The sequence below is a fragment of the Bradyrhizobium sp. dw_78 genome, from assembly GCF_018449525.1.
Taxonomy (GTDB): Bacteria; Pseudomonadota; Alphaproteobacteria; order Rhizobiales; family Xanthobacteraceae; genus Bradyrhizobium.
Genome location: NZ_JAAVUS010000005.1, coordinates 21,445 through 34,128 on the forward strand (window position 1 = coordinate 21,445; position 12,684 = coordinate 34,128).

The window sequence follows — 12,684 nt, forward strand, 5'->3', positions numbered from 1 at the left end:
CCACTCGACAAAAAGCGGCTACGTCAGCAGGGGCCTTTCCGAGGCAATTGCCCCGCGATCATTGTTTCGCGAGCGCGCTTTTCGGATTGAGGTTGCTGATGTGGCCGCTCTCCGTCCCGGCCTTGGGATCGATGGCGCAATTGATCAATGACGGCCGTCCGGAGGCCAATGCCTCTGCAAGAGCTGTTGCCAGGTTCAGACGGTCGGCGACCGCATAGCCATTGCCGCCAAAGGCCTCGATCAGCTGCTCATACCGGGCCTGCGGCATCAATGTCGTTGGTGCGGGATCGCCATTATTGCCGTGCGGTACCTCGTCGCCGCGATAGATGCCGCCATTATTGAGTACGATGATGATGATCGGCAGCTTGTACCGGCAGATGGTCTCGATCTCCATGCCGCTGAAGCCGAATGCGCTATCGCCCTCGATCGCGATCACCGGCTTTCCGCTCGTCACGGCCGCGCCGATGGCGTAGCCCATGCCGATGCCCATGACGCCCCAGGTGCCGCTGTCGAGACGCCTGCGCGGCAGCGGCATATCGATGACATTGCGCGTGATGTCGAGCGCGTTGGCGCCCTCGTTGACGAGATAGATTTCGGGCTGGCCGGCCAGGACATCCTTGATCGCCGCCAGCGCGCTGTAGAAATCCATCGGCTGCGGCGTCTTCGCCAGATGATCGGCCATGCGAGCAACATTGCGTTCCTTGCGCTGCGCGAGTTCGCCCAGCCATTTCGAATCAGGGCGTATCGTGCCGGGCTGCAAACCCGCGAGCAACGCCTTCATGCTGGAGCCGATGTCGCCCACCACCGGGGCGGCGATGGCGCGATTGCTGTCCATTTCCGAGGCCAGAATGTCGAGCTGGACGAACTTCGCCGTGGCAGACCATTGCGGGCTCTTGCCGTGGCCAAGCAGCCAGTTCAGGCGGGCGCCGATCAGCATGACGGCATCGGCCTGGGCCAGCGCATAGGACCGGGCAGCGGCGGCGGATTGCGGATGATCGTCCGGAAGCAAGCCCTTGGCCATCGACATCGGAATGAATGGAATGCCGGTCCGCTCGATGAAAGCGCGAATATCGGCGTCGGCCTGGGAATAGGCGGCGCCCTTGCCGAGAATGATCAGCGGCCGCTTGGATCCGCTCAGCACGTCGAGGGCGCGGCGGATCGACTCCGGCGCAGGCAATTGCCGGGGCGCGGGATCGATTACCGACACCAGGGATTGAGCCGCCGTCGCCACATCGAGCGTCGCGCTCAGCACATGCGCGGGAAGATCGAGATAGACACCGCCGGGACGCCCGGACACGGCGGTGCGGATCGCCCGTGCAACACCGATGCCGATGTCCTCTGGCCGGTCGACCCGGTACGCCGCCTTGGCATAGGGCTTGGCGGCGTTCATCTGGTCGAGCTCTTCATAATCGCCTTGCTGAAGATCGACGATGGCCCGATCGCTCGATCCGCTGATCAGGATCATCGGAAAGCCATTGGTGGTCGCGTTGGCGAGCGCCACCATTCCGTTGAGGAATCCGGGAGCCGAGACGGTGAGACAGATGCCGGGCTTCTGGGTCAGATAACCGGTGATCGCCGCGGCGTTGCCGGCGGATTGTTCGTGGCGGAAGCCGATGTAGCGAATGCCGCTGGCCTGGGCCAGCCGCGCCAGATCGGTGATCGGAATGCCGACCACGCCATAGATCGTATCGATCTGATTGCGCTTCAGCGCTTCGACTACGAGGTGAAAGCCGTCAGTGAGCTCAGTGCTGTCCGGTTTGATCGGGGAATCCAGTTTGTCGGCCATCGTGCATATCCCTTTGATCGTTGCGATGATTGGGCCGGGCATTTCACCAGGCGCGGTTCGGCCTTGCGAGGACCGCAGGCGAGACAGAATGGCCCGCGGTCCGGATGGGTGTCGGTTCACACCACCTTGTCTTGGTAGAGCTTGGCGATCTGGTCCCCGCTATAGCCGAGCGTCGCCAGCACCTGGTCGGTGTGCTCGCCCAGCAGCGGAGCGCCGGTGATGTCGGGCTTGAAGGCGGAGAACTTGATCGGGCTGCCGACAGTCAGGTACTTGCCGCGCTCTTCCTGGACCACCTCGACGATGGTGCCGCTGGCGCGCAGCGCCGGATCATAGGCGATCTCTTTCATGGACAGCACCGGCGCGCACGGCACGCCGAATTTGCGCAGGTACTCGATCGCCTCGAATTTGGTTTTGTCGGCGAGCTTTTTCTCGATCTCCGCGAAAATGTCGAAGATGTGGGATTGGCGGGCGCGGGCCGTGGTGTAGGCCGGATCCTTCTTCCATTCCGGATGGCCGATGGCGTCGCAGGTCGGCCCCCAGTTCTGCTCCTGGACCGTGAAGTAGATGTAGGCGTTGGGATCGGTTTCCCAGCCTTTGCATTTCAGAACCCATCCGGGCTGGCCGCCGCCGCCGGCATTGCCGCCGCGCGGAACGGTGTCGCTGAACTTGCCGTTCGGATATTGCGGATATTCTTCGAGATAGCCGACATGTTCGAGACGTTCCTGGTCGCGCAGCTTCACCCGGCACAGATTGAGCACGGCATCCTGCATGGACACCGCGACCTTCTGGCCCTGGCCGGTCTTCTGCCGGCCGATCAAGGCGGTCAGGATGCCGATCGCTAGATGCATGCCGGTGTTGCTGTCGCCCAGGGCTGCGCCGCTGATCGTGGGCGGGCCATCCCAGAAGCCGGTGGTCGATGCCGCGCCGCCGGCGCATTGCGCGACATTCTCGTAGGCCTTGATGTCCGCGTAGGGCGAGCCTTCGCTAAATCCCTTGACCGATCCGAAGATGAGTTTCGGATTGATCTCGTGGATGCGTTCCCAGGTGAAACCCATGCGGTCCAACGCCCCCGGTGCAAAATTTTCGACCAGAACGTCGGCGTCGCGGATCAAATTTTCGAGGATTCGTTTTCCTTCCGGAGTCTTGGTGTTGAGCGTCAGCGACCGCTTGTTGCTGTTCAGCATCGTGAAGTACAACGCGTCGAGATCCGGGATGTCGCGCAATTGTTGGCGAGTGACGTCTCCGACGCCCGGGCGTTCGACCTTCAGCACGTCTGCGCCGAACCAGGCGAGCAATTGGGTGCAGGCAGGGCCGGCCTGAACACCGGTGAAGTCGATGATCTTAATTCCTTCGAGTGGCAGTGCCATTTTTGGACGCTCCATCTGTCTACTATGATGGCGCGAAGTTACAGACGGCTGTTGCGCAGATGTTGACGCTGATCAAACCCGGCGTCGGACTATCGATGCAAGCGTGCGTCTGGAACACGGCGTTCAATGTCGTCACGTGATGGATCGCCGGCGTTCAAGTATTCTTGATGCAATTGGGAGATGTCGTGATGTCGAAACCGGAACTCTGTCCTGGTCCATTCTCGAACACGTTGGTGATCGACCTTACGCATGTCCTGAATGGTCCTTTCGGGACGACCATCCTCGGTGACTTCGGTGCGCGGGTGATCAAGGTCGAGACGCCGGGGCACGGCGACGACACGCGGACCTATGGTCCCTATCTGCATGACAAGTCGCTCTACTTCAGCTTCGTCAATCGCGGCAAGGAAAGCATCATTCTCAATCTGAAGGACGATGGGGATCGCGCGATCTTCCTCAACATGGTGGCGCAGGCCGATGTGCTCACCGAGAGTTTCCGGCCCGGCGCGATGGCCCGGCTCGGATTTTCCTATGAAGATCTCGCCAAGATCAACCCGCGGCTCGTCTATGCGTCATCTTCCGGCTTCGGGCAGACCGGTCCGCTGGCCAGTTTTCCCGCTTACGACACCATCATCCAGGCCATGAGCGGCATCATGAGCGTGACCGGCTTTCCGGACGGCCCGCCGACCCGGGTGGGAACGTCGCTCTCGGATCTGCTTGGCGGTCTCTACATGTTCAGCGGCATCGCGAGCGCGCTGTATGCGCGGGAGAAGACCGGGAAGGGGGCCCATGTCGATATCGCGATGTTCGACTCGACGATTGCCTTTCTCGAACACAGCCTCATGGACTATGTGGCGAACGGATCCGTTCCACAGAGAATTGGTAATCGCCATCCGTATATGGCGCCGTTCGACGTGTTCGAATGTGCCGATGGTCATGTGGCGATCTGCTGCGGCAATGATCATCTGTTCAAGGCGCTGTGCGGAGCGATCAGCAATCCGCAGCTCGCGGCCGATCCGCGCTTCATCGACAATACAGCTCGCATCGACAACGTCGTGGCGCTGAGGGAGGCCCTGGAAGCCAGCCTGAAGCTGCGGCCCGCCGCCTATTGGCTGACGGTCATTCATAATGCCGGGGTGCCGATCGGGCCGCTCCTCAACGTGGCGCAGGCGATCGAGCATCCGCAATCGAAAGCCAGGAATATGCTGATCGACGCAGGCGGGATAAAAATGCCGGGCAATCCGATCAAGATCAGCGGCTATCCGGACCCGGCGGTGCGGGCCGGCGCGCCGGAACTGGATCAGCACGGTGCCGCGTTGCGGGCCGAGTTCGCGGCCCCGCCACGCTCCACGGCCGGAGGACGGCCATGACCGATACGCTGCGCCCGGCACTTCCCGGTCAGAAGACATCGGTGCCCGAAACCACCCGCGTCGCCGTCAGGCGCGTTGCCAGTCTCGGCTCGGTGGCCGGCTATATCGATGCTTTGGGTTTCATCGATCTCAGCGGCATCTATACCGCAGCCATGACCGGCAACACGGTGCAGCTGGGCGTGACTTTCGCCCGCCAGGAATGGCCTCACTTTGTCCTGGTGGCGATAACCCTCGGCTCGTTCTTTTGCGGCGGATTACTGTCCAGCTTCATCCGGCGCCATTTGCCGCGGCCGGCACTGGAACTGCTGATCATGGCGGGTCTGATCCTGGCCGCGCAAATCATTCGGCTGTCGGTTGAGAATCCGGTCTCGATCGAGCTGCCATTGCTCGCGGTCTCGATGGCGATGCAGGGGCAGACGATCTCGCGATTTGGCGGGATGTCGATCCAGACCATCGTGGTGACGAACAACATGCTCAAATGCGCCGACGCCCTGGTCGGCCGCTATCTGCCACGACGACAGGAAACTCCCACCCCGGTGGCGGACTTTATTCTGCCGGGCTGCGCATGGCTGACTTACGTCGTGGGCGCCGCCGCCGCTGCCTTTGCCAGCGCCCATTTCTCGCTTCCATTCCTGATCCCGATTGTGATCCTGCTGCTCACGACCGTCGATCTGGTGTTGTCGTCGACGAAGGAGGCGTAACGTCTCGAAGCTGGATATCGTCCGACCAAAGCCGGGCAGCCTGTAACCGCCGCTGAAGGCAACCAGGCGCTACGGATCGAGCTCGGTATCCCAGTACAAATAATCGAGCCAGCTATCATGCAGATAGTTGGGCGGGAACAGCCGGCCGTTGCGGTGCAATTGATGCACGGTCGGCGCGAACGGGGTTTGCCTGGGGAACATCCGCGCCTGTTGCGGCGTCAGGTTGCCCTTGCGCAGGTTGCACGGCGAGCATGCGGCGACCACGTTTTCCCACGTGGTTTGCCCGCCCTTGCTGCGCGGGATGATGTGGTCGAAGGTAAGATCGTCGCTCGCCAAACAATATTGGCAGACGAAGCGGTCGCGCAGGAACACGTTGAACCGGGTGAAGGCGGGATGCGTGGTCGGCCTGACGAAGGATTTCAGCGACACCACGCTCGGGAGCTGGATTTCGAACGAAGGGCTGCGCACCGCGCGGTCGTAATATTCGACGATATTGACGCGATCAAGGAACACCGCCTTGATCGCGTCCTGCCACGACCAAAGAGACAGCGGATAGTAGCTCAGCGGCCGGAAGTCCGCATTCAGCACCAGTACCGGCCAACCACCTTGCGAGACATGTGCGTTCAAATAACGCTCCTGGCTCCCGATTTGGCTGCGAAGCAGCTCGACGTTGACATACTACAGGCAGCGTGACGGGATTGTGAAGAGCGTTAACGGCCTATCCGGACTGCGCCGGCCGATGTCCGGCAAGTATCCGGCGGCTATCTGGCAGGCATCCGGATTTGCGTGATCGGCCCGGAGCCAGCTAAATCAGGGCGGATGGCAAGTTCCGGCCGTCCACGGACCCTGAGAGATGACCACCAAGTCCCGTTATTTCGAGGCGCCGCAGCGGCTGCGGGCCTTCGTTCGCGCGCATGAAACCAGCCTGGTCGTTCTCGCGGCCCTGATCGGGGCCATCGGCGGGCTGGTGGTCGCCGCGATGAGCGCCGCGGTCGAAGGGCTTCACGTTCTGTTGTTCAACCTCGAAATGGGGGATCGTCTCTCCAGCCAGTTCAGGATCGAGCCGCTGCGCGCCTTGCTGGTGCCGGGCCTCGGCGGCTTGGTGCTGGGCGTGGCGTTCCTGTGGCTGTCGCGCTGGCGGCCTGCGCGGGAGATCGATCCGATCGAGGCCAATGCGCTGCATGGCGGCCGGATGTCGTTTCGCGGCAGCGTGATCGTGGCGCTGCAGACCGTCTGGTCCAGCGGCGTCGGCGCCTCGGTCGGACTCGAAGCCGGATATACCCAGCTCGCCAGCGGGTTCGCCGCGTCACTCGGCCGCGGCTTTCATCTGCGCCGCGCCGATCAGCGCGTCATGGTCGGTTGCGGCGCGGCAGCGGCGATCGCCGGCGCGTTCGGCGCACCGCTCGCCGGCGCCTTCTATGCGTTCGAACTGGTGATCGGAAGCTATACGCCGGCGAGCCTGACGCCGGTCGGCGTTGCCGCGGTGGCGGGCTATTTTGTCGCTCACGCCTTCACAGTGATGTCGATCGGTGTCGGCGTCGGTCCAATCGGCGACGTGCTGGGGCGGGATCTTGCCGTTGCCGCGCTACTCGGAGTCCTGGCGGCGCTGTTCGGCATCGCCATCATGCGCGGCGTGGCGCTGTGCGAGGCGCTGCTGTCGAAAAGCGGTCTCTGGCCGCCATTGCGCCCGGTGCTGGGCGGTGTCGCGGTGGGTTTGCTTGCTTTGCTGTCGCCGCAAGTGATGTCGTCAGGGCATGGCGCGCTGCATTTCGCCGGGTTCGTTTCGATTCCGCTGACCGTTGTGGCGACGATGTTTATGCTGAAGGCGATTGCGTCCGTCATTTCGCTCGGCAGCGGCTTTCGCGGCGGATTGTTTTTCGCCACGCTTTTTCTCGGCGCGCTTGGCGGTCATCTGTTCGCCGGTGGCTTCGATGCGATCTGGCCCGGCCTCAAGCTCGATCCGACTGTCTATGCGATCATCGGCATGAGCGCGCTGTCGGCGTCCGTGATCGGCGGCCCGCTGACGATGTCGTTCATCGCGCTGGAATCGACCGGCAATCTGTGGCTCAGCACCGCCGTGCTGGTCGCGGTCATGATTTCCTCCCAGATGACCCGCGAACTGTTCGGCTATTCATTCGCGACCTGGCGATTGCACCTGCGCGGCGAAACCATCCGTAGCGCGGCGGATGTCGGCTGGATCCGCGATCTCACGGTGCGGCGTCTGATGCGGACCGATGTCACGACCGTGAGGGCCGATATGCCGATCGAGGAATTCCGCGGCAAATTTCCGCTGGGCTCGAAGAGCCGGGTGGTCGCGGTCGACGCCGCGGGACGTTATGTCGGGCTGGTATTTGTGGCGGAGGCGCATGCGCCCGATCTGGAGGCGGCGAAGGGGATCGGCGACATTCTGCATTATCGGGACATCGTGCTGCGCCCTGAAATGAACATTCAGGAGGCGATTGCGATTTTCGATACCGCGGAAGCGGAGTCGCTGGCCGTGGTCGAGGCCGAGGGCGAGCCGATCGGGATTCTCAACGAGACCCACGCGGTGCGCCGCTATGCGGAAGAATCCGAACAACGGCGGCGCGAGGCCATCGGCGATATCTGAGTGGCTGGGAAAGACGGGTTCGTGCCGAGTCGGATCAAGCAGATGTCTCTCCTTCAGTTCGTCATTCCGGGACACGCGTCTTCGCGTGGACCCGGAATCCATAATCACGATGGTCCCGGAATGATGCCGTTCTATGCAAGACACGGCAGCAGTCCTTCCTCGACGGCCTTGATCTGCAGTGCCAGATATTTCGAGTTGATCCGGCATTGCGCCAGGCTGCCGGCGATGAACCACAGGCCGGGCTGGCCGGTGCGCGTATACATGTTGCGCAATTCCTGCCCGTCGCCAAAGCCCCAGATCGGCCCCACCCGCCCGGCGACCTCCTCGCCGAACAGTTTGCGCACCAGATGCTCCTGCGGCTTGTAACCGGTCGCCAGCACGATCAGGTCGGCCGGTATCGTTTCGCCATCCGTCATGCGGAGGCCGCCTTCGGTGAAGCCGTCGATATCGGCGAACTGCGCCAGCCGGATCGCGCCGCTGACGACAAGATCGGAGCAGCCGACATTGAAATAATAGCCGCCGCCGCGGGTCAGATATTTGAATTGCCAGCCGGTGCCGCCATCGCCGAAATCGAGTTTGAAACCGGCGCGCTCCAGTCCCTCCAGCAATGGCTGGTCGAATTTCTTCGACTGTTCGGTCAGCATGACATGGCTGCGTTTGGCCAGCACCAGCGGCATCGACGTCGCGATCAGGTCGTTGTCGTCCAGCGTGCCTTCATTATAGGCGGCGTAGGCCAGTTGCGCCGACGGCTCGATATTGGTGACCAGGGTCGGGGAGCGCTGCACCAGCGTCACCTTGGCGCCGCTTGAATGCAGGTCCTGCGCGATATCGTGGCCGCTGTTGCCGGTGCCGATGACGACGGCTTTTTTGCCGTTCCAGTTCTCGCCGTCGTCGTACCGGCTGGAATGCAGCACCGCTCCCGCGAAATTTTCCAGGCCGGGAATGTTGGGCAGGTTCGGGATGCCGGAGACGCCGGTGGCCATCACCACATGCCGGGGGTGCATCGTCCGCGTGGTGCCGTCGGCGCGCCGCAGCGAGACCGACCAGCGTCCCTCCGCCTCGTCATAGCTGCCGCTCTCGAATTCGGTGCCGGTCCAGAAGTTCAGCTCCAGGGCGTCGGCATAGGCTTCGAACCAGTTCGCGAGCTTGTCCTTGGGGATATAGACCGGCCAGTTCGGTGGAAACGGCATATAGGGCAGGTGATTGACCTGTACCTGATTATGCAGCGTCAGCGCGTGATAGCGTTTGCGCCAGTTGTCGCCGACCCGCGCCTCACGGTCCACGATCAGCGCGTCGATCTTGAGTTGCTTCAGCCGTGCCGCGATCGACAAGCCCGCTTGACCGCCGCCGACCACCAGCACGTCAGGATCGCGGCCGGCATATTGGACGGCGGCCTTGCGCTGATCGAGCCAGTTCGGGCCCCTGAAATCGCGCGAATAGGCCTGGCCGCGAGGGCGCGAATGTCCCTGTGGCTCCTCGAAGCCTTTCAACTCGTCGAGCGCCGTCAACAGCGTCCAGGCTTTCAGCCGGTTGGGGCCGTCGGCCTCCGGGGTCAGCCGCAGCATTCCGCTGCCGCGTCCGATCGCCGTCTCGAATTTGAAAATGGCTTCGATGCAAGGGCTGCCGGCGCGGGTGATGCGACGCGGCGCGATGCGGCCGGGATCGATGCAGAAGCCGGACGGCGCTGCCCACTCGGCGCGGGCCTTCAATTCTTTCAGGATGGCTCTGGCGCCATTGATGGTCTGCAGGTTCCAGCTCAGCGCCAGCACATCGCGCCAGTAACTGTCGGGATGAAACAGGTTCTCGAGTAAACCGCCGTCGGGGGCGGCAAGCGCGCTTTCGAATTGCGTGAGCCAGCTTTCTGCGGCGACGGAGATGTCCTCCGCTCCGTCCAGCGTGGGCTTGTCCAGCATCTGCGACCTCGTAATGGCCGTCTTTCGCGGCGCTTCCTCTGGTGGCGACGCTATACCTTTTGGGATCGCACAGAAAGCGGATTAGCCCAGCAACGACAGCATATGCCCCTGATCAGGCGGAATACGGCCGGCCAGCGTGTCGAGATAGGTCTGCTGCACCGCCGCCGGTCCGCGGCCCTCGATCACCTTGAGATGGCGCTGCAGCATCGGGGTGAAGCCCGACCACGCCGCGCCGAGTCTTTTCTCGATGCCGCCCGGCCCCCATTCCTTGGCGCGCTTGCGAATCTGATCGGGTGCAAAGAATCTTTCCGGTTTGGCGCCCGGCAGTTCCGGCTCGTCCGGCGACGAACTCCGATGCGTATAGCCGATGCGCGCCGAATATTTCATCCGCTCGCCGAAATGCCGGTGCAGCGTCGCGCGCAATTCGCCGTTGCCGGCCATGTCGACATAGGCGACAGGGATGTCCGGTGGCAGCGATGTCAGGCGGTCATAGGTGACGACCTCGTCATAGCAGCCGAGCGATTTGACGAATGCGGCATTCTTGGCCGAAGTCAGTCCGATCACCCGGATGCCCTCGCGCTGGCTGTGCAGCAGATGCGCCAGACCGAAGGCGGTCTTGCTGGAAGCGGACGAGAGCAGCACGCTGCGTGCGCCGTAAAATCCGTTCTCCGCCAGATCGTCGTCGACCAGAAACGACAGCATGAACAGCGGCCGCAGCAGCGCCTGATGGTCGCCCTGCCGGCCGGCGAAGGCGGGGTCGCCGCCGATGCGGGCATAGGCGTTATAGACCGGCGCGACGTCTTGCCGATGCGCGGCGGCGTCGCGCAGGCCGCGCTTGCCGACCTCGGAAGCCTCGATCATCAGATGCGTCGCCATCGGAAAATAGCCGAACAGCCGTTCGCCTTCCGGAACGCCGGGATGCCGCGAGGCGATAACGTCGCCGAAACCCCACACCGGAACGGTGCCGAAGCCATTCGGCGCGGGAAATAGCTGCCAATATTTGAATTGGTCGCCGAGCATGGCATAGGTGATGTTGTTGGCGGTGAAGGCGAAGCGATCGACCTTGATCAGCAAGGCGTCATCAGGCAGTGCATCGGAGCTGGGCAATTCGGTCTCGATGAATTGGCATTGTTGCAGGTCATCGCGGGCGACAATGAAGTCGGTCGATTTCATTTTTGCTCTCCCGGCTTTTTCCTCGCCGGGATTCTTACTCTTGCCGATGACCGTTTTGCGACCGGCGGTTTGTTTAAAACGGCGTTCGGTTTTGCCTCGCCGCCGATGACGCCTTCGCGGTGCTTCAGCACCCTGTAATAGCTCCACCAGATATGCGCGGCGGCGCCGCGCAGCGGCCGCCACGGTTCCGCAAGCGGCGCCATTTCCTTCTCGGTTGGGCGCGCTTTCAATCCGAGGCCGATCTTGACGGCTTCCTGCACGGCGAGATCGCCGGCGGGCCAGGCGTCGCCATGCCCCAGGCAAAACAGCAGATAGACGTCGGCGGTCCATGGGCCGATGCCGTGCAGTGCCGTCAGGGTGTTGTGCGCGATGTCCGCATCCTCGTTGGCGAGCACGGCGAGATTGAGCCGTTCCGCGGCAAGTTCGCGCGCGATGTTCTTCAGCGTCTTGATCTTGGCCGCCGATAATCCGAGCCGGCCGAGGCGATCGGCGCGCGCCTTGCGCACACTCTGATAGTCGAACGGATCGAATGCAGCGCTGAGCCGCGTCCAGATCGCGGCGGCGCTTGCGGTCGAGAGCTGTTGCCCGGTGATGATGTGCGCCAGCCCGGCAAAGCCCGGCTCGCGCCGCCGCAGCGCCGGCATGCCTGTCATGTCGAGGATCGGCTGAAGACGCGGGTCCTGCCTGACCAGCGCATGGACGGCGTCTTCGAGATCGGCCTGGGTGTTAAGGTGGACAGTCATTGCGGAAGATGTCGACTCGCTGGATCGTCATGCGCGGGCTTGAACAGACTCTCGATGGATGGATTTTCCGGAAGCGCAGACAGGTTTACGTAGTCGGCGCAAGGCAGGCTACTATGTCCGGCAATGACTGATATCGAGAAATCAATGCCGCCACCCGTTTTCCGTTTTGCGCCGAGCCCGAACGGCTATTTGCATCTCGGCCACGCCTATTCGGCGTTGCTGAATTTCGATGCCGCGCGCCGGAGCGGCGGTACGTTTTTGCTGCGCATCGAGGATATCGACGCGACGCGGTGCCGGCCGGAATTCGAGACGGCGATCTATCAAGACCTCGCCTGGCTCGGCATCGCCTGGGAGCTGCCGGTGCGGCGGCAATCCCGGCATTTTTCCGGCTATCGCGATGCGATCGAGCGGCTATCCGCGCGGGGGCTGGTTTACCCGAGCTTCGAAAGCCGCGCCGAGATTTCGAGGCTGGTGGCGCAGAAGGAAGCGGATCGCCCCTGGCCGCGCGATCCCGACGGCGCGCCGCTCTATCCCGGCGCGGCAAAGCTGCTGTCGCCTGATCGGCGCGCCGAGCTGCTCGAATCGGGCGCGCCTTACGCGCTGCGGCTCGATATGGCGGCGGCGGCCAGGCTTGCCGCCGATCTCGCCTGGGTCGAGCGCGGCGAAGGGCCAGGCGGGGAAACCGGCACCATCGCAGCCCGGCCGGAAGCCTGGGGCGACGTGATCCTGGCGCGCAAGGAGACGCCGACCAGCTATCACCTCGCGGTGGTCATCGACGACGCGCTGCAAGGCGTGACCGATGTGGTGCGGGGCCAGGACCTGTTCTGGTCGACCAGCGTCCACCGGCTATTGCAGTCGCTCTTGGGGCTGCCGGCCCCGGTCTACCGGCACCATCGGCTGATCCTCGATTCGGCCGGGCAAAAGCTGTCGAAGTCGACGGCCGCCACCGGCCTGCGCGAGCTCCGCGCCGCCGGTGCGACGCCGGCCGACATCCGCCGGCTGGTCGGGCTGGCTTGATCGCGGCTA

The 12,684-nt window shown here is 63.2% G+C and carries 10 protein-coding genes; 4 read left to right on the forward strand and 6 right to left on the reverse strand.

Translation table 11 applies throughout. The features are described 5' to 3' along the window. Positions 1-58: 58 nt before the first annotated feature. Positions 59-1,786, reverse strand: coding sequence for an oxalyl-CoA decarboxylase (gene oxc / locus HB630_RS14510; protein ID WP_213772955.1), 1,728 nt, complete (start codon positions 1,784-1,786; stop codon positions 59-61). A 116-nt stretch (positions 1,787-1,902) separates the two neighbouring features. Continuing rightward, positions 1,903-3,153, reverse strand: a complete 1,251-nt coding sequence (gene frc, locus HB630_RS14515) for a formyl-CoA transferase (RefSeq protein ID WP_213772956.1) — start codon at positions 3,151-3,153, stop codon at positions 1,903-1,905. 188 nt (positions 3,154-3,341) lie between these two features. Between frc and yfdE the strand changes: the two genes are divergently transcribed. Together yfdE and HB630_RS14525 are read left to right on the forward strand one after the other, a co-directional pair. Further along, a complete protein-coding gene (gene yfdE / locus HB630_RS14520) occupies positions 3,342-4,520 on the forward strand; it encodes a CoA:oxalate CoA-transferase (RefSeq protein WP_213772957.1) in 1,179 nt (392 codons plus the stop codon). After that, a complete protein-coding gene (locus HB630_RS14525) occupies positions 4,517-5,221 on the forward strand; it encodes a YoaK family protein (RefSeq protein ID WP_213772958.1) in 705 nt (234 codons plus the stop codon). Before yfdE ends, HB630_RS14525 begins: the two co-directional genes overlap by 4 nt. A 69-nt stretch (positions 5,222-5,290) precedes the next feature. On the opposite strand, the gene HB630_RS14530 is transcribed toward HB630_RS14525, so the two are convergent. Next, positions 5,291-5,848 carry an HNH endonuclease gene (locus HB630_RS14530; RefSeq protein ID WP_213772959.1) on the reverse strand — a complete coding sequence of 186 codons (558 nt, stop codon included), beginning with the start codon at positions 5,846-5,848 and terminating at the stop codon, positions 5,291-5,293. Between the two features lie 226 nt (positions 5,849-6,074). On the opposite strand from HB630_RS14530, the gene HB630_RS14535 reads away from it, so the two are divergent. Beyond that, a complete protein-coding gene (locus HB630_RS14535; RefSeq protein WP_213772960.1) occupies positions 6,075-7,829 on the forward strand; it encodes a chloride channel protein in 1,755 nt (584 codons plus the stop codon). Between the two features lie 131 nt (positions 7,830-7,960). Here HB630_RS14535 and HB630_RS14540 read toward each other — a convergent pair whose 3' ends face one another. The 3 genes from HB630_RS14540 to HB630_RS14550 form a co-directional block, all read right to left on the reverse strand. Next, positions 7,961-9,742, reverse strand: a complete 1,782-nt coding sequence (locus tag HB630_RS14540) for an NAD(P)/FAD-dependent oxidoreductase (RefSeq protein ID WP_213772961.1) — start codon at positions 9,740-9,742, stop codon at positions 7,961-7,963. An 81-nt stretch (positions 9,743-9,823) separates the two neighbouring features. Beyond that, positions 9,824-10,915, reverse strand: a complete 1,092-nt coding sequence (locus tag HB630_RS14545; protein WP_213772962.1) for a DUF2855 family protein — start codon at positions 10,913-10,915, stop codon at positions 9,824-9,826. After that, the gene (locus tag HB630_RS14550) at positions 10,912-11,658 is read right to left on the reverse strand and encodes a DNA-3-methyladenine glycosylase 2 family protein (protein ID WP_213772963.1); all 747 of its coding nucleotides are present in this window, start codon (positions 11,656-11,658) and stop codon (positions 10,912-10,914) included. The genes HB630_RS14545 and HB630_RS14550 overlap by 4 nt, the downstream gene beginning before the upstream one ends. A gap of 144 nt (positions 11,659-11,802) precedes the next feature. Here HB630_RS14550 and gluQRS point away from each other — a divergent pair, with 144 nt between their 5' ends. Then, entirely contained in the window at positions 11,803-12,675 is an 873-nt protein-coding gene (gene gluQRS / locus HB630_RS14555) for a tRNA glutamyl-Q(34) synthetase GluQRS (RefSeq protein WP_213772964.1), read from the forward strand. Positions 12,676-12,684: the final 9 nt, after the last annotated feature.

Excerpts from the sequence above, each read along its gene's own strand:
- HB630_RS14545 (WP_213772962.1), bottom strand. The coding sequence starts at position 10,915 with ATGAAATCGACCGACTTCATTGTCGCCCGCGATGACCTGCAACAATGC.
- HB630_RS14525 (WP_213772958.1), top strand. The coding sequence starts at position 4,517 with ATGACCGATACGCTGCGCCCGGCACTTCCCGGTCAGAAGACATCGGTG.
- frc (WP_213772956.1), bottom strand. The coding sequence starts at position 3,153 with ATGGCACTGCCACTCGAAGGAATTAAGATCATCGACTTCACCGGTGTT.
- oxc (WP_213772955.1), bottom strand. The coding sequence starts at position 1,786 with ATGGCCGACAAACTGGATTCCCCGATCAAACCGGACAGCACTGAGCTC.
- yfdE (WP_213772957.1), top strand. The coding sequence starts at position 3,342 with ATGTCGAAACCGGAACTCTGTCCTGGTCCATTCTCGAACACGTTGGTG.
- gluQRS (WP_213772964.1), top strand. The coding sequence starts at position 11,803 with ATGCCGCCACCCGTTTTCCGTTTTGCGCCGAGCCCGAACGGCTATTTG.
- HB630_RS14535 (WP_213772960.1), top strand. The coding sequence starts at position 6,075 with ATGACCACCAAGTCCCGTTATTTCGAGGCGCCGCAGCGGCTGCGGGCC.
- HB630_RS14540 (WP_213772961.1), bottom strand. The coding sequence starts at position 9,742 with ATGCTGGACAAGCCCACGCTGGACGGAGCGGAGGACATCTCCGTCGCC.
- HB630_RS14550 (WP_213772963.1), bottom strand. The coding sequence starts at position 11,658 with ATGACTGTCCACCTTAACACCCAGGCCGATCTCGAAGACGCCGTCCAT.